The sequence below is a fragment of the Ralstonia sp. SET104 genome (assembly GCF_003851545.1).
GTDB lineage: Bacteria > Pseudomonadota > Gammaproteobacteria > Burkholderiales > Burkholderiaceae > Ralstonia.
This window is the reverse complement of sequence record NZ_BHVX01000003.1, coordinates 341,521-358,236: the sequence shown is the minus strand read 5'-3', so window position 1 is coordinate 358,236 and position 16,716 is coordinate 341,521. Positions and strand designations below refer to the sequence as shown.

14 protein-coding genes and 2 pseudogenes are annotated in these 16,716 nt (G+C 61.7%); 10 read left to right on the top strand and 6 right to left on the bottom strand.

Annotated features, from left to right (window positions below):
- Position 1: 1 nt before the first annotated feature.
- A complete protein-coding gene (locus PSUB009319_RS06265) occupies positions 2-616 on the bottom strand; it encodes a UbiX family flavin prenyltransferase (protein WP_124381363.1) in 615 nt (204 codons plus the stop codon).
- Positions 609-2,102, bottom strand: coding sequence for a UbiD family decarboxylase (locus tag PSUB009319_RS06260; RefSeq protein WP_124381362.1), 1,494 nt, complete (start codon positions 2,100-2,102; stop codon positions 609-611). Before PSUB009319_RS06260 ends, PSUB009319_RS06265 begins: the two co-directional genes overlap by 8 nt.
- A 274-nt stretch (positions 2,103-2,376) precedes the next feature.
- On the opposite strand from PSUB009319_RS06260, the gene PSUB009319_RS06255 reads away from it, so the two are divergent.
- The 4 genes and pseudogenes from PSUB009319_RS06255 to PSUB009319_RS06240 all read left to right on the top strand — a co-directional run.
- A complete protein-coding gene (locus tag PSUB009319_RS06255; RefSeq protein WP_124381361.1) occupies positions 2,377-3,318 on the top strand; it encodes a LysR family transcriptional regulator in 942 nt (313 codons plus the stop codon).
- Entirely contained in the window at positions 3,315-4,754 is a 1,440-nt protein-coding gene (locus PSUB009319_RS06250) for an aldehyde dehydrogenase family protein (protein WP_049286002.1), read from the top strand. The genes PSUB009319_RS06255 and PSUB009319_RS06250 overlap by 4 nt, the downstream gene beginning before the upstream one ends.
- A gap of 19 nt (positions 4,755-4,773) precedes the next feature.
- Positions 4,774-5,228, top strand: a pseudogene (locus tag PSUB009319_RS06245) (XdhC family protein); the annotation flags it as partial.
- A 229-nt stretch (positions 5,229-5,457) separates the two neighbouring features.
- Positions 5,458-5,766, top strand: a pseudogene (locus tag PSUB009319_RS06240) (recombinase family protein); the annotation flags it as partial.
- A gap of 271 nt (positions 5,767-6,037) precedes the next feature.
- On the opposite strand, the gene PSUB009319_RS06235 reads toward PSUB009319_RS06240, so the two are convergent.
- Together PSUB009319_RS06235 and PSUB009319_RS23405 are read right to left on the bottom strand one after the other, a co-directional pair.
- Positions 6,038-6,490 (bottom strand): PA2169 family four-helix-bundle protein, encoded by a 453-nt coding sequence (locus PSUB009319_RS06235; RefSeq protein ID WP_124381360.1) that lies wholly within the window; start codon positions 6,488-6,490, stop codon positions 6,038-6,040.
- A gap of 423 nt (positions 6,491-6,913) precedes the next feature.
- A complete protein-coding gene (locus PSUB009319_RS23405; RefSeq protein ID WP_124381359.1) occupies positions 6,914-8,635 on the bottom strand; it encodes a methyl-accepting chemotaxis protein in 1,722 nt (573 codons plus the stop codon).
- 1,336 nt (positions 8,636-9,971) lie between these two features.
- Here PSUB009319_RS23405 and PSUB009319_RS06220 point away from each other — a divergent pair.
- Both PSUB009319_RS06220 and PSUB009319_RS06215 read left to right on the top strand, forming a co-directional pair.
- Positions 9,972-11,642 (top strand): MASE1 domain-containing protein, encoded by a 1,671-nt coding sequence (locus PSUB009319_RS06220; RefSeq protein WP_124381357.1) that lies wholly within the window; start codon positions 9,972-9,974, stop codon positions 11,640-11,642.
- Positions 11,623-12,288 carry a response regulator transcription factor gene (locus PSUB009319_RS06215; protein WP_124381356.1) on the top strand — a complete coding sequence of 222 codons (666 nt, stop codon included), beginning with the start codon at positions 11,623-11,625 and terminating at the stop codon, positions 12,286-12,288. Before PSUB009319_RS06220 ends, PSUB009319_RS06215 begins: the two co-directional genes overlap by 20 nt.
- A 190-nt stretch (positions 12,289-12,478) precedes the next feature.
- Here the strand turns inward: PSUB009319_RS06215 and PSUB009319_RS06210 are convergent, their stop codons facing one another.
- Positions 12,479-12,757: a DUF2924 domain-containing protein gene (locus tag PSUB009319_RS06210; protein ID WP_260392895.1), complete on the bottom strand. Its 279-nt coding sequence runs from the start codon at positions 12,755-12,757 to the stop codon at positions 12,479-12,481.
- Between the two features lie 153 nt (positions 12,758-12,910).
- Between PSUB009319_RS06210 and PSUB009319_RS06205 the strand changes: the two genes are divergently transcribed.
- Positions 12,911-13,357 carry an alpha/beta hydrolase fold domain-containing protein gene (locus PSUB009319_RS06205; RefSeq protein WP_124381354.1) on the top strand — a complete coding sequence of 149 codons (447 nt, stop codon included), beginning with the start codon at positions 12,911-12,913 and terminating at the stop codon, positions 13,355-13,357.
- Here the strand turns inward: PSUB009319_RS06205 and PSUB009319_RS06200 are convergent.
- On the bottom strand, positions 13,293-13,796 hold the full coding sequence (locus tag PSUB009319_RS06200) for a MarR family winged helix-turn-helix transcriptional regulator (RefSeq protein ID WP_124381353.1): 504 nt from the start codon (positions 13,794-13,796) through the stop codon (positions 13,293-13,295). The two genes, PSUB009319_RS06205 and PSUB009319_RS06200, sit on opposite strands and share 65 nt — an antisense overlap.
- 133 nt (positions 13,797-13,929) lie before the next feature.
- On the opposite strand from PSUB009319_RS06200, the gene badH reads away from it, so the two are divergent.
- The 3 genes from badH to aliB are packed head-to-tail and all read left to right on the top strand — an operon-like array spanning position 13,930 to position 16,691.
- Positions 13,930-14,697, top strand: a complete 768-nt coding sequence (gene badH, locus PSUB009319_RS06195; protein WP_124381402.1) for a 2-hydroxycyclohexanecarboxyl-CoA dehydrogenase — start codon at positions 13,930-13,932, stop codon at positions 14,695-14,697.
- Positions 14,698-14,730: 33 nt separating this feature from the next.
- On the top strand, positions 14,731-15,513 hold the full coding sequence (gene badI, locus PSUB009319_RS06190) for a 2-ketocyclohexanecarboxyl-CoA hydrolase (protein ID WP_124381352.1): 783 nt from the start codon (positions 14,731-14,733) through the stop codon (positions 15,511-15,513).
- 26 nt (positions 15,514-15,539) lie between these two features.
- The gene (gene aliB, locus PSUB009319_RS06185) at positions 15,540-16,691 is read left to right on the top strand and encodes a cyclohexanecarboxyl-CoA dehydrogenase (protein ID WP_124381351.1); all 1,152 of its coding nucleotides are present in this window, start codon (positions 15,540-15,542) and stop codon (positions 16,689-16,691) included.
- Positions 16,692-16,716 lie beyond the last annotated feature (25 nt).

The window sequence follows — 16,716 nt, the reverse complement described above, 5'->3', positions numbered from 1 at the left end:
GTTACTCCTCACGTGCGGCGCGGCCGCCGAATTCATCGGCAAGACCGTTCCAGCGGCGCGCAATCTCCCCATGCTCGATGCCGAACAGATCGAGAATGCGCCCGACCGTGTGGTCGACCACGTCCTCGATTGTTTGCGGATGCGCGTAGAAAGCGGGCACCGGCGGCATTACGATCGCGCCCATTTCCGTGGCGAGTGTCATGTTGCGCAGATGCGCGAGATTGAGCGGCGTTTCGCGCGCGACCAGCACGAGGCGGCGGCGCTCCTTGAGCATCACATCGGCGGCACGCGTCAGCAGGTTGTCCGCGAAGCCGTTCGCGACGCCCGCGAGCGTTTTCATCGAACACGGCGCGATCACCATGCCTTCTGTCAGAAACGATCCGCTCGCCACGGCCGCGCCGATATCACGCACGTTGTGCACGACATCGGCAACGGCTTCGAGATCACCACGCGCGAAGCCGAGTTCCTGTGCGGCCGTCACCGCGCCAGACGACGACACGATGAGATGCGTCTCGTGCGTGCCGAGCCGGCGCAATGCGGCGAGCAAACGCACGCCGATCACCGCGCCGCTTGCGCCCGAAATGCCGACGACGATGCGCTTCTGTCGTTCAGCCATGATCGCGCGACAGATAGGCATCGAACGCGCTGTTGTCAGCGGCGACGAGTGCGTGAAGGTCGACCGTGTCTTGCCCCGGTATGTGCACGCGCGTGAACACATGCGCGGGATACACGACGGGGCGCGTCGCATCGAGGCCCATCTTCGCGCTGACGCCTTGCAGATGCGACGGCGCATCGTCGGGCTGACCGACCGTCGTCGACGGATCGAGCGGCGAACCTTGCGCGCCTGCGATCACGATGAGATCGCGGTCTGCCTGGAAGCGCGTCGCGATCGCCCATTCGATTTCGGCGGGATCGTGCACGTTCACATCGGTATCGACGACGACGACCTGCTTGATGTCGTAATGCGCGCCGAACGCGCACAGAACGACGTTCTTCGCTTCGCCTTCGCGCTTCTTGTCGAATTGCACCCACAGGTGATAGCGGCACACGCCGCCCACCGACAGATGCACGTCCTTCACGGCGGGATGACTGCGCTGAAGATGCGCGAGCAACGTGGCTTCACGCGGAATCGCGCCGAGCAGCAGATGCTCCATTTCAGCGGGCACGATCGTATGAAAGATCGGATTGCGCCGATGCGTGACGGCCGTCACTTCGATGACTTCGCGTGCTTCCTTCGCGCTGTAGTACTTGGGAAATTCGCCGAACGGGCCTTCTGGCTCGCGTACGTTGGGCAGAATGCGCCCTTCGATGACGATCTCCGCGAACGCCGGCGCGTGCACGCCGTTCGTCACGCATCGCGCGACAGGCAGCGGCGCACCGTGCAGCGCGCCCGCGATTTCGAGTTCGTCGTGATCGATTGGTGTGATCGCTTGCGACGCGAGCATCGTCAGGGGATCGACGCCAATCACGATGGCGACGTCGAGCGCATCGCCCGCGGCTTCCGCGTCGCGCTGGAACGCGTAGAGATGACGCGGCAGCAGCAGGATCGCCATGCGATCGTGACCGTGCACCTGAATGCGGTTGATCGAGACGTTCTGCACGCCGGTGCGCGGATTGCGCGCGATCACGAGACCGGCGGTGATGTACGGGCCGTTGTCGTGTTCACTGTGCGTGGGAATGGGCAGCAGCGCGTGGAGGTCGATGCCGCTCGTATGCACCACTTGCTGACAGGGCGCGTCTTCACGTTGAATCAGTTTCGATGCGATCGGCGCTGCGGCCGCAGCGGAAAAACGCGCGAGCAACGCTGGTTCATCGACGCCCATCGCTTCCGCGATCCACGCGCGCTTTGACATGAAGCCGCTCACGACGGGCATCGCATGTCCGTGCGGCTGCGTGAAAAAAGCGGCTTGCTCGCCGTCGAGGCGCTTTGCAATGGCGGCGAGTTCATGCTCGAGCGCGACGGGCTTGTCGATCGTCGCGATACGGCCGGTTTTCGCGAGATGCGCGAGCCAGTCGCGCAACGACAGCGAGCCGTTGTCGGCGTGATCCCGTGCCCAGGTGAATGCGGGAATGCCGTGCGTTGCGGCATCGCGTGTGTTCATCAGCGTCTCCATCGATGCGCGCTACCGTAGCGAGCGCATTGGATGGAGCGTAGCGAGGTCACCCCATAAGATCTAATACTGTTTTTTGATGCGCTGAATCATTCCCGCTTATATCGGTGTTCCCCCGGATGACAGCGTTCCTGTCGTTCCGTATCAATGTATCGCTCAACATGCCTAAGCAGCAGGAGCATGAAGAATCTGCGCCCTGCCTGCATGCGGGAAGCGGGGTGATAATTGCGACACGGACTATTAGTATCTCTGATGCCTCGGAAAAATGGACCTGAAGCAAATCCAGTACTTCATCGCGCTGTTCGAGGACGGCTCGGTCACCCGTGCCGCGAAGCGTTTGAACATCGTGCAACCGGCCTTGAGTATGCAGATCGCCAAGCTTGAGGGCGAACTGCATCAACAACTGTTTGAGCGCGGCGCACACGGCATGGCGCCGACCGCCGCGGGACGGCTGATGTACCGCTTGTTTTTACCGATCGTGCGTGACCTTGCCCACGCGCGGCAGCAACTCGTGCAGCGCGACGAAGTGGTTACGGGGCATGTCCGCATCGGGCTGATCGCATCGGTGACGGAAAGCGTGCTCGCGGATTCGCTGTCGCGCTTTCACGCGCGTTACCCCGATGTCGAAGTCACCGTCGCGGATGGCTACAGCGCGACCTTCATCGACTGGGTGGCGGGCGGGCAGCTCGATGCCGCCCTCATCAACAAGCCGCGCGCGCGCCTTTCGCTTGACTCGCGCCCGCTGCTCGACGAGGAGATGGTGCTTGCCACCAGCGCCGCGCATGGCCCCGACTTGCCGCATGCAATCGAACTCGCGCAATTGCCCGAACTGGAGCTCGTGCTGCCCACCAAACGTCACGGCCTGCGCGGCGTGCTCGACAGCGCCGCGCAACACGAGGACGTTCTGCTCGCGCCGCGCTTCGAGATCGATGTGCTTTCGACGATTCTCAAGCTCGTCGAGCACACGCGCTTCGCGACGATCCTGCCGCGCATCGTCGTCGAGCGCGCGGCGCGGCACGGCACGTTGCGCGCTTGCCCGATTCTGGCGCCTCGCATCGTGCGGCACATTGTCTGCGTGAGCCATCCGCGCCGCCCGTTGAGCGCGGCGGCGGAAGCACTGATCGAGATCATCGGCGACGAGTTGCACCGCGCGTCGAATATGGCGGGCGACGAGCCCTCACACACCACCAAGGAACGTTCAGCATGAACGCACGACACTGGATTGCCGGCGAATGGACCGGCACGCCCAACATCGACAGCATCGATCCCGCGACGGGCGAGGCCATCGGCCGGTTCGCCGACGGCGGATCGGGCGAAGCAGATGCCGCCATCGCCGCCGCGCGCCACGTGTTCGATCGCACAACATGGGCGCAGGACGCGCGTTTGCGCCAGGACGTCTTGCTCGGCTGGGCGTCGGCGCTCGAAGCCGAACACGACACGCTCGCAACGCTGCTCACGCGCGAGAATGGCAAGGCGATCGCGCAATCACGCGGCGAGATTGCGGGCGCCATATCAGAAGTGCGCTATTACGCAGGACTCGCGCGGCATATCGCGGGACACGTCCTTGAACCCGAACCGGGCAGGATATCGACGATGCTGCGCGAAGCGGCCGGCGTCGCCGCGATCATCGTGCCGTGGAATGCGCCGGCCGTGTTGCTCGTGCGCTCGCTCGCCCCCGCGCTTGCGGCGGGCTGCACCGCGATCGTGAAACCGGCAGCGCAAACCGCGTTGCTCACTGCCGCGATGTTGCGCTGCTTCGAACACACGGCGTTGCCCAGCGGCGCGGTGAATCTGGTCAACGAGCACGGACACGCCGCCGGCCAGCGGCTCGTGGATTCTCACGACGTTGATGTGGTCAGCTTCACGGGATCGACAGCGACCGGCAAAAAGATCATGGCCGCGGCCGCCGACAGCATGAAGAAGCTGTCGCTCGAACTCGGCGGCAAATCGTGCTGCGTGGTCTTCGACGATGCTGATATCGCCGCGGTTGCTCCACGCCTCGCGCGCGCCGCGACGATCATCTCGGGGCAGCAATGCACGGCTGCACGCCGGGTGCTGGTTCATGCATCGCGCGCTGCGCAAATGCGCGAGCACCTCGCGTCGGCGCTTGCGTCGCTGAGGGTCGGGCCGGGCATCGATCACGCAACGGATATCGGCGCGCTCATCGACGGCACGACGCGCGATGCGGTGGCACGGACGATCGAACGCGCGTGCGGGATGGCCGAGCGCGTGCTGCTGCGAGGCACTTGCTCGGGGCACGCGTTTCTGTCGCCGACGCTCGTCGAACATGGCGATCCGAAGGCGTTCTTTTGTCAGGACGAGATCTTTGGCCCGTTCGTCACGCTGGAAGTCTTTGAGAACGAAATGGAAGCGATCGAGAAAGCCAACGACACGGTCTTTGGTCTCTCGGCAAGCGTTTGGACGCACGACGGAGCGCGCGCGTTCCGCGTCGCGCGTGCGCTGCGCAATGGCACTGTGTGGATCAATGACCACAACAAGCTTTTCGCCGAAGCCGAAACGGGCGGGTATCGCCAAAGCGGACTGGGTCGGCTGCACGGCTACGATGCGCTTGCGGATTTCACCGAGTTGAAGCACATCTGCATGCCGTCGGGCGTTGCGGAAGGTATCGCGCCATTGCGGTGAATGGCAGGGAGGCGAGGCAATGGACAGCGTGGATCTCGATGTCCTGAAAAGCAGCGCGCGATGGCTGGCAGACGGGCATCGCGTGCTGCTGGTGACCGTGGTGAAGACCTGGGGATCGTTGCCGCGTCCCGTAGGCGCGATGCTCGCCGTGCGCGCCGATGGGCATGTGGTCGGGGCGGTGTCGGGCGGATGCATCGAAGACGATCTGATCGATCGCGTGCGGTAGCGAGGCATCGAACAGGAAAGGCCGCCCGCGTTGAAGTACGGCGTCAGCGTGCAAGAGGCGTATCGCTTTGGCCTGCCTTGTGGGGGCTCCATTCAGCTCGTGCTGGAGCCGTTGACGCTTGCGAGCGGTATCGCCGAGCTGTGTGCAGCGGTGTGAGTGCAGCGGTGGAGGCAGGCAGGCTCGTCGCACGCTCGCTCGACATGGCGACGGGGACTGCGCGGTTCGCCGTGCTTACCTGCTGCGACGGTTTCCTTGTTATTCCCTGTTCCAAGTCGGCAGGCGTGCCGGGCATCTCATTGGCATCTGCACGAAGCCGGGGCGCTGCCACAAATTCTGGGGCGGTTAACGTTCGAATTCCCTGCAAATTTCCCTGTTAGCAGGGCAGTGGGGTGAGACGAACCTGCCCCAGACTCACCGCTCCGCCATACCTGCCTAGCCAAGCTAGACTGCCAGAAACAATAAGTTTCGAGGGGGTCTATGTTGTACGGCTACGCACGGGTCTCAACGCAGGAACAAGAGACCCACCCTCAAACCGACGCACTGGAGAAATCCGGCGTCGGTTTTATTTTTTCCGAGAAGCGAAGCGGTGGGAGCACCGTAGGAAGGCCAGAGCTTGAGAAACTTCTGCGCATGCTCAAGCCCGGTGATCAGGTCATCGTCTACAAGCTTGACCGCATCGCGCGTTCGCTGAAAAACCTGTTGCGCATCATCGAACGAATAGAGGAGAAGGGCGCTCAATTCCGCTCTCTCACCGAGTCACTCGACACCACAACGCCAGCCGGACGTAGATGAACTCGGCCAGCCACGGAGCGCTGCGCGGATCATTACCTGCCCCGTTGAGAAGAGGCAGGTAATGCGGGTGAGTCGCACCACCTTGTCGCCCTTGGGCTTGCAGAGCGTGACTGTCATGACGCTGTGCGGGGGCAACTCTTGAATGAGCTGCGAGCCGCTCGACTGGGCTCCCACTAAGACGTAATGCCATCGGTATTGCGCTGCCAACTCAATTGCCGCGAGCCGCGGTTCCCGAATTCAAGTAAGCGCTCTCGCAACGGCCGAGTCAATGAATCTGCATCCCACGCATGGCGTGGATACGTTCGCGATGCAATTCGATGTTCTCGTATTGTCGCTGAACGACCGCGCGAATCTCCGCCGGCAGGTCTTTTTGTAGCGTCGTTTGATATGCGCGCCTGGCCATGTCCTCTTCGCGCTCGCACATCTTCAATACGACATCGTCATCGTTCGGCGTGATCAGGTGCCGGATCTCCATCCAGCCCCGATGCAGGGTGCCATTCATGCTGCCGCGGTCATGTGGCTGGCCTCCGAGCGAACTGACGAGCTTCTGCAACTCCTGAACCGACGAGCGGCAGGACTGTGCAGCGCCTGTCAGGATGTCCCGCAGTTGGGGGTCGTTTACCTCGCGGGCACCCGAGCTGCAGCTCAACTCGTCATCCTTGCTGACCTCGATCAGGTGATTCAGGACGGGAACGATACTGTCTTGAGTATGGGTCATGGAGGTCTCCTGGCAGAATGAAGGCAACGTGTGGATCCAAGAGCATCTGCACTCGCCAACTTGGGAGAGGCTGGCGTGGATCCAGAAGCGCTGTCTCCGGTTGATCTCACTTTTTTATTATGGAACGCTTGGCGCCTGCCCGATAGATGATGGTGCCCAGGCAGCGCCGCGGGCTAGCCGTGCCGGTTGAGCTGCTTGGCAGCCTGTCATCGATGTATCGTCGGAGCCCTATGCGAATGGCGACCTGACGCTCGCCAGCCGCGCTGTAATGCAACTCCGTCGACGGCCGCAGAACAACGCGGCCGTTCGCAATTCTTCATCTCGGATGGCAGCATCCGGTCTCGGAGCGCCGCTAACCGCTGTGGTGCCAACGTCGGCTACTGGCCGGCAAGCGCCCGCTCGCCAGTCGTGCCGTCAGACTCATTAGAACGTCTGCCATCCTTGCTCAGCACCGCCTTTCGCCAACGCGAGTGCCGGGGCATCCGTTACAGCATTGGTTGATTGCCGGGCCGCCTTCCGAACCAGCGATTTAACCGGCGTACTGCGAACGGAGACTTGCGGCCGGTTTTGCACAACGACCGTCCGATCTGAAGGGCGAGCATCCGCCAGCTTGAACACGGACACGGCAGTGGTCAGATTTCGTGCCTGCTCCTCAAGCGACTGTGCTGCCGCAGCGGCCTCCTCAACAAGCGCGGCATTCTGCTGCGTCACCTCGTCCATCTGCACCACGGCTTGATTGACCTGTTCGATGCCCTGGCGCTGTTCTTCGGAAGCCGCAGCGATCTCGCCGACGATATCGGAAACCCGCTTGATGGATTCCTTCACCTGACCGATGGTCGCGCTAACGCCCGCAGCTTGCGTCGCGCCATCCTGAATCGTTGCCACCGACGAGCCAATCAGCTCCTTGATCTCCTTCGCTGCGGCAGCGGACCGTTGCGCCAGGGTGCGAACCTCGCTGGCCACCACCGCAAATCCACGCCCTTGTTCGCCTGCACGCGCCGCTTCAACGGCAGCATTGAGCGCAAGAATGTTTGTCTGGAACGCGATACCTTCAATGACGCCCGTGATATCGGAGATTTGGGTTGAGCTGCCGCTGATCTTTTCGATGGTGCTGACCATGCTCTGCATGGCTTCGTTACCCGCGTCCGCCATCTCGGTCGCACGCGCAGCCAGCGCGTTTGCCTGCTGTGCGTTGTCCGCGTTCTGCCGCACGGTCTCGGTCAACTGCGTCATGCTGGAGGCGGTCTCCTCAAGCGATGCCGCCTGTTCTTCGGTGCGAGAAGACAGGTCGATATTGCCCTGCGCGATCTGGCTCGATGCGGTGGCGATCGTGTCGGTACCCGTGCGCACTTCGCCGACAATTTTTCTCAGCGCCTCGTTCATGCGCTCAAGCGCCAGCAGCAGCTGACTGGTTTCGTCACTGCCCTGTGCCTGGATGTGGCTCGTGAGATCGCCAGCGGCCACAGTCTGCGCAACGTGCACTGCCTCTTGTAACGGCCGCGTGATCGAACGCGTGATGAGATATGCGCAAACCATGCCCACGACAACGGCTGCAAGTCCCAGCATCAGCATCAGCCCGCGCGCCGATTCGATATCCACCTTTGCTTCGGCGCCGCGTTCGTCCACCAGCCGCTGCTGCAATTGGACGATGCCCGAGATTTCTTCCTGAAGACGGTCGAGTGCGGCAAGGGTTTCGCTGGTCATCAGCGCGCTCGCCTGATCGCGCTGGTCCTGCTCCACTAGGCTGATTACCTTGCTGAACGATGCCACATAGGCAGCGCGTGTGTCCTTGATCCGTGCCAGTCGAGCCTTGCCTTCGGCACTCTTAACAAGCTTATCGAGTGTCCCGATCGCCTTGTCGATGACCGCCTTGTTGTCGTCGATCTCACGGCGGATCGCTGTAATCTTGTTGCGATCACTCGTGATGAGCAACTGCATCGTGAGTCGCGCGTTGGCACGCGTTCCGGCATTGACGACATGCGCGCTGTCTGCCCTGACCCACACCTCATGGATGATCTCGTCGCTGATCGTGCCGATACTGGCCAGCCGTATCAGCCCGACGGCGATCAGCGCCCCCATCAGCGTCAACACGAAGCCGAAGCCCACGCCTATGCGCACGCCGATTCTCAGGTTAGCAATATTCATGTTTATTTTTTGATTGAGATCACTGGATAAAAAAAGCGGGTTGTTTCTGCAAATACGAACGACTCCGCTTGACTGCACAAGAGATTCCCGTTAGCCGAAATCACTAGGATCCGAGAGGGCAACCCGGGGCTCCAGTATTGATCTCCTTCGCAAGGTGAGGGAGCGAGGAACAGTATCGGCATGACCAAAACTGCTCTTGATAGTGCAGTAGGTGTAATGAGTTTGGCTAAGTAATGTTGGTAACCATTCCCTTTGGCCATGCAACTTTGGTGTTGCCTTGTCACGCGAGCGTCACAGTGGGGGTGGGGGATGTGTGGATCGTCGCATCGTGAGCGAGTAGGGTGTTCGGCTGGGCTGTGATCTGCACCGACTGCAAATCCACGATGACTTGCTTCACCACTTGCCGCCGTTCTGAGCATACTGTTTTCATGGCACCGTCTTCAAAAGATGGGCATGCCAAGGCGATTGAACTGGCCACCGGAAATTACGATTGCTCGGGAATATGAAATTGAGCCAGAAACGTCCGTTGCATTTCTGGCTCGTGTCGCATAAACCCATCCGCACTGACGCAATCTCGGTTCATCCGATTTACTACTCTGTACCACAATTCGGATAGCAGTCATTCGGCCGAGAGATGTCCATACCCTCTGTGTAGACATCGAACCGCCCGGCCTTGCTGCCGTCGGTATATGGGTCTCGCGTCCCCATCGTGCCAGCGCCGTCGGTATAAGGATCCCGCGCCCCCATCGTGCTAGCGCCGTCGGTGTACACATCTCGCGCCCCGGTGCTGGCATTGGCTACCCCGGCGCCAAGCGCCGCACCCACTGCAGCGAGCAATAAAATAGTTTTTACCATTTCTCACCTCCTATTCAGGTGGTTGCAAGAACCCGACGTGAATACTTTTCGCGCCAGTTTGTGTGCCACAACTTCGTGCCACCTCAATGTATGCCCTGACGGCAAGCGCTTGAATAAGGCAATTTTCCGAAAAGAGGCTAGGCGATTGCCCTATTCGGCGGCAAGGCGGGCTCCGCCCTCTTGGGCTGCGCCCCGATTCTGGCAGCGGCCCCGAAACCCGGAACGATGGCGCTCGCGCTCATACGGAATCTCGGTCGAACCCGGACGACATAATCCTTACCGCACAGGGGGGTTCTGACATAAATTCATACGTAGTCTTGCGGCATCACGGTTTCGCAGCACGTCGCCAAGCCCTGATTCGGTGCAAGCACGTGATTTGCCACAGGGACGTCGGGTACTCACTTTCGCAAGCGTATTGTCATTGCGGCTAACGAGAAAAAGCCTGACGTTCCGGTGGTTGTTCCAGGATTTGAAGCGAGCAATGGCAATCATTCCGCGCAGTTCGCGGCTCCGCCTCGTCGTTCACACTGGATTGGTTGCTTTGGCATATTTCGCGGGTGCAAAGCTGGGCCTCGCCTATGCAGTTGTGGGCGGTGCCGTGTCTCTGGTGTGGCCCTCCAGCGGCATCGCCCTCGTGGCGCTGCTCATGATGGGTTACGGAGTTGCCCCCGGGATTGCTATTGGCTCTATGCTGGCCAACATGTCGGCGGGCCTACCGCCGCAAGTGGCCGCGGTCATTGGCATGGGCGCAACGGCGGCAGCCTTGACGGCGACATGGTTGCTGAAGCGAATCGCCCGGATCCAGGTCACCCTCGATCGCATCAGAGACGTGCTGGCCTTCATTTTTCTGGCTGCGACGATCAGTACGGCAGTCAGCGCGTTGATTGGTGCGACCGCCCTCTTGGCAGGGGGGCAGGTGTCGGTCGACGAATACGGTGCCGCCTCTCTGAAATGGTGGCTCGGTGACATGATGGGGGTGCTTGTGGTGGCTCCGCCACTGCTCAACCTGCTCACGTGTCCGAGTCCTGTCCGCTCCGCCAGGCAGGGGATGGAAGCGGGCGGACTGGTCGTTGCGATCCTCTGGGGGAGTTACCTCATTTTCGGCGCCCCCCAGCTCGCCGGGCATGGCTACTATCCTGCAGCCCTGGCGATTCTTCCCTTCATTATCTGGGCGGCTTTGCGCTTTGATCACCTAGGCACCAGCCTCTCGACCTTGATGGTCTCGGTCATGGCCGTCTGGGGCACCACGCAAGGCACCGGCCCCTTTGCTGCCGAATCGCCGGTGGACAGCCTCGTAAGATGGTGCGTCTTCGCGAACGTCGTGGCAGTGACCGGACTGCTGCTGGTGGCAGCTCACGCGCAGGAAAAGCGCATCCATAGCCTCCTGCAGGCATCCCAAATCGAACTCGAGCAGCGCGTGCAAGAGCGCACCCAGGATTTGCAGCGGGCAAACACCGAACTGAAGCAAGAGATGGCAAGACGTCGCCAGCTGCAATCGGAACTGATCCGGATCGGCGACCGCCAGCAGAGACTCATTGGCCGGGAACTGCATGACGGCCTCGGGCAGCACCTCACCAGCTTGGGCCTCTACTGCGCCGCATTAAGCCAAAAGCTACAGAAGCAGGGCAACCCAGCCGCAGCGGACGCGGCTACCATGGTTGAACTGGTGACGCAGGCATCCATGATGGCTCGCAAGATTGCCCACGGTCTGGACCCAGTCGCCATGGAGTCCGGCGGCCTTTCGGCCGCCCTGCAAGAGTTGGCGCAGACGACCGGCGCGCTCAACGGCATTGATTGCACGCTCTGCATCACGTCAGATGTGGACTTACTGGATCCGCCAATGCAGATCAACCTTTATCGGGCGACACAGGAAGCCGTCAATAACGCGCTGAAATATAGCCATGGCCAGCGCATCAAGATCTACGTGGAGCTGGAAGGCGGAATGCAAAGGCTGTCTATCAGTGACGACGGGATAGGGATCGACCCGGAACAAATGGAGCGCGCCTCGGGACTGGGACTCCACAACCTGCGTCACCGGGCAAGACTCCTCGGCGGCTCGTGCACGGTCACTCGCAATGCCCTGGGCGGCACTACGGTTGCCATCAGCTATCCGATTCCGGAGAGTCCGGGCCATGCAAGAGAAGTCATGTAGCCAGGACAGCGCAACCCAGGTCCTGATCGTGGATGACCACCCGATCATCCGGGAGGGGCTAACCCATTTGCTGAATTTGCATGAGGACCTGCACGTCTGCTGTACGGCCGCCGGTGTTGACGACGCCCTGGCCGCGATGGCTTGCCAGCCTGACATGACCATTGTGGACCTCAGCCTGCATTCGAACTCCGGCCTGGACCTCGTCAAAACGCTGCGACAACACTACCCGGACCTGGTGATCCTCGTCCTCAGCATGCATGACGAAACCTTGTTTGCTGAACGCGCACTGCGCGCCGGAGCCAATGGGTATCTGATGAAGCTCGAGGCCACGGAACACATCATGGGTGCCATCCGCGAGGTGTTGGCAGGCAATATCTACCTGAGCGCTGCAATGCATGACCGGCTGGCGCGGGCCCTGACGGTTCCCAGGAAACTCCCGTCAGGCTCGATTGCGACCCTGACGGAACGGGAATTCGAGGTCTTGCACCTGATCGGCCTCGGCTTCAGCAGCCGCGAAATTGCCGGGAAACTGAGCCGGAGTATCAAGACCATCGAGGCACATCAGGCCAACATTAAGGAAAAGCTGAATATTACTAACAGCAAGGAACTGATGCGCTTCGCCATACAGTGGATCGAGAGCCAATAGGGCGAAATCCTCCTGACGTGGCCGATATTCCGGTCCAGTTCTTGTGAGAGTGCAGATATTAGCGGTGTCCTCAATGCAAACAAGAACAGCAACGGGGCGCGGCCTTGGACTCCCTCAGCACGGCAGGGAATATTGCAAGCCAGCGGCCCGATAGCGACTTTCTTCTGAACCTGCTGCACCGCGTAGATCGTCAGCGGTTGCCGGCATACCAATACCCCTCCTCCAGCACAGTGACCTGATGCGTCTCGCCCTGCCAGACCTGGATCAGGTGCGAGCCCGTCGCCAGCTTCGGGGCAGCGGACGAAGTGCCTCGCAGCAAGTGGTGCCGATCCACCGCCGATAGTCCGCCATGAATGTCTGCCTGCATCTGCCAGCCGAGAGCCTGCCGTAAGAACTCTGCACGACACTTGGCCGGCGCCGGGTGGCCGAATACCTGCCGCCAGCGTTCACCTAACACCGCCCGGTCCATCGCCATGAGTTCGGACTGATCTCGGTCTCGACGACAGCCTTGGTGTCCCGCGTTGCGCATTTCCTTCAACACGGATGCCCAGGACGTTCAATACCGCACGTGCGTTTGCTCCGACCATTGGGCCATCCCACATGACAACAGACGGAGACAAGCATGGGAATCTCACCCCAATCGGATTTTTTGAGGGCGCTGTATCAATCGTGGTCGGACCGCATGGCAGCCAACCCGGGTCTGACCATTGCCGACCTGCGCAGCCTGTTCGACGAGTGGCATCAGCCGACGCTCGAGCCGGAAGGCGTGACCTACAAGTCGGACCGGCTCGCTGGCATCGAGGCCATCTGGGCCCTGCCGCAAGGCGCCGATACGAAGCAGGTCATCCTCTATACCCACGGCGGCGGCTTTGCCGTAGGGTCCGCCGATAGCCACCGCAAGCTCGCCGGGCACCTGGCCAAGCATCTGGGCGTGACGGCCGTTGTGATTGATTACCGGCGCGCGCCCGAGCATCCCTTAGCTTATCCGGGCTCGCGTTCTATGATCACTCGCCCTCGTCCGGGCCCACCCACTCGGCGTCAAGCTGCTTCATGTTGTCCAGGATCTTGAGCAAGTAATGCAGGGCGTGCGTCACGTCGTCTGTCGAGAAATTTTCCAATAGCCGCTCGTAGTAGACGCGAATCTTGGGCTGCGCCAAGGCCAGCCAGACATGTCGGCCGGACTCGGTCATCGTGACAACGCGTGATCTGCGGTCCTGCGGGTCCGGTGCGACGCCAACATGGCCGTCGCGCTCCATCCGGCTGATGAGCCCCGACAGGTTCTGCCGGCTCACCATCAGGTACCTGGCCAGGTCGCCGATGCTCATCCCGCCTTCCGCTGTCTCCCGGGACAAGGCCCCCAGCACTGCCCACTGTTGCGTGGTGAGCCCCTCCTGCTCAACTGCGCGGCTTCCTGTTTTGTGCAACATGTTTGCGCATTGATACAGGCGGAAGAACAGCCTGTTGGCAAGGTCCAGCTTGACTTTGTCGAATTTACTAGGGTTAACCATAACAAAAAAGGAGAAGTTTTGGCTTGCGCGAAGCAGATGGTCTTCTTAATATGGAAACATATTTACGTATATTAGTCGATGTTGAGAGGTTCGATGGCTTAGGTTGTGGCCATCGCAAGCGCCAGGAGGAATGATGCAACGGTTTGAGGGTAAGGCGGTAGTCGTCACCGGTGGTGGTGGCGGAATTGGTGGGGCAACCTGCCGTCGGTTTGGTCGGGAAGGTGCGCGCGTTGCGGTATTTGACCTGAATCTCGAGGCGGCCGAGAAGGTTGCTGCCGCGATTCGGGCAGACGGCGGCACCGCGCAAGCGTTCCGCTGCGACATCACGGATCGCGCCAGCGTTGAGACGGCCATTGCGGCGGCCGAGTCGGCACTGGGCCCGATCGATGTGCTGGTCAACAACGCCGGCTGGGATGTCTTCCGGCCCTTCACGAAGACGGAGCCTGCCCAGTGGGACAAGCTCATCGCCATCAATCTGACCGGCGCGCTGCACATGCACCACGCGGTGCTGCCGGGCATGGCGGCGCGCAAGGCGGGCCGCATCGTCAACATCGCGTCGGATGCGGCGCGGGTGGGGTCCTCGGGCGAGGCGGTCTATGCCGCCTGCAAGGGCGGGCTGGTCTCGTTCTCCAAGACGATTGCGCGCGAGCATGCGCGGCACGGCATCACTGTCAACGTGGTGTGTCCGGGCCCGACCGATACCGCCCTGTTTGCCGACTACAAGGAAGGCGCGGGGAACCCGGAAAAGCTCATGGAAGCCTTCACGCGCGCGATTCCGCTGGGCCGCATCGGGCAGCCGGATGACTTGCCCGGCGCGGTGCTGTTTTTTGCGAGCGATGACGCTGCCTACGTGACCGGTCAGGTGTTGAGCGTGTCCGGCGGGCTGACGATGAACGGCTGAGGCCGCCAACCACCTGAGGATGAGGAGCAGGCAATGAACTTCGAAGACATTCTGTACGAGATCCGCAACGGCGTGGCGTGGATCACCATCAACCGGCCCGACAAGATGAATTCGTTCCGCGGCCAGACCTGCGACGAACTGATCAAGGCCCTGAACAAGGCCGGCTATGACCGGAGCGTGGGGGCCATCGTGCTGGCCGGCGCCGGCGACCGCGCCTTCTGCACCGGCGGCGATCAGTCCGCGCATGACGGCAACTACGACGGTCGCGGCACCATCGGATTGCCGATGGAAGAACTGCACGACACCATCCGCAATGTGCCCAAGCCCGTGATCGCGCGCGTGCAGGGCTACGCCATTGGCGGCGGCAACGTGCTGTGCACGATCTGTGATCTGACCATCTGCTCTGAGAAAGCAATCTTCGGTCAGGTCGGCCCCAAGATGGGTTCCGTCGACCCCGGCTATGGCACCGCTTACCTGGCCCGGGTGGTGGGCGAGAAGAAAGCGCGTGAGATCTGGTACATGTGCCGCCGCTACTCCGGCCAGGAAGCCGTAGCGATGGGTCTGGCCAACGCGTGCGTGCCGCATGAGCAGCTCGATGCGGAAGTGCAGAAGTGGGGCGAAGAACTCTGCGAGCGCAGCCCGACGGCGCTCGCCATCGCCAAGCGCAGCTTCAACATGGACACGGCCCACCAGAGTGGCATCGCCGGCATGGGCATGTATGCGCTGAAGCTGTACTACGACACCGAAGAGTCGCGCGAGGGCGTGAACGCGTTCAAGGAAAAGCGCAAGCCCGAGTTTCGCAAGTACGCCAAGTAGCCGCATGCATGCAGGAGTGCCGCGACATGAATCCCTATCTGAACGAAGACCTCATCACGCTGAGCGATCACGCAAGGCGTTTCGCCACGGATCGCATTGCCCCTGGCTTTCAGGAGCGTGACCGGACCCGGGTGCTGGACCGCGCGCTGATGCGGGAAATGGGCGAGATGGGCTTCATCGCGCCGGAGCTGCCTGAGCAATACGGCGGGCAGGGCATGGGCTGCCTGGCAGCGGGCGTCATCCACGAAGAGGTGGCGCGCGCTGACTTGAGCATCTCCTATATCAACCTGCTCGCCTCGCTCAACGGACAGATCCTTGCGGACCACGGTAAGCCCGAAGTGGTGGCGCCATGGCTGACGCGCCTGACCCGCGGCGAGGCGCTGCTGGCGATTGCGCTGACTGAGCCGCGTGGCGGTTCGGATGCCGCCAATCTGCGGCTGCGCGTCGAGCGCGATGGCGACACGTACGTCATCAATGGTGAGAAGACATCGATCTCAGCGGCCGATCAGGCCGATGCGGCAGTGGTCTTCGGCCGCACCGGCTCGACCGAATCTGCAGCTTACGGTGTGACGGCGTTGCTGGTGCCCATGGACCTGCCAGGCGTTACCACGAATCGATTCGACTGCCACGGGCAACGGGCCATCGGGCGGGGCTCGATCTTCTTCGAAAACGTGCGTGTGCCGGCAGACCATCGGCTCGGGGAGGAGAACAAGGGCTTCGTGCAGGTGATGCAGGGCTTTGATTTTTCGCGTGCGCTGATCGGGCTGCAGGTGCTGGCCGTTGCGCGGGTGGCGTTGGAAGAGACCTGGGCCTACGTCGCCGAGCGGGAGGCATTTGGCAAGCCACTGTCTGCGTTTCAGGGGGTGTCGCATCCGCTGGCCGATTTCGATACCCAGGTCGAGGCCGCGCGGCTGCTCTGCCTGCAGGCCCTCTGGCTCAAGGACAACGGCGCGCCGCACAGCGCGGAAGCGGCCATGTGCAAGTGGTGGGCGCCCAAGCTCGCCTACGACGTCGTGCACCAGTGCCTGCTGATGCACGGGCATGGCGGCTATGACCGCGGCCTGATGGAGCAGCGCCTGCGCGATGTGCTCGGCTTCCAGATTGGCGATGGCACTGCCCAGATCATGAAAACCATCATTGCCCGCGCACGCGCCGGGCGTGGCGCGGTGCCCGCCTGAACTGGCCTGTTTCCCAAACACCAAC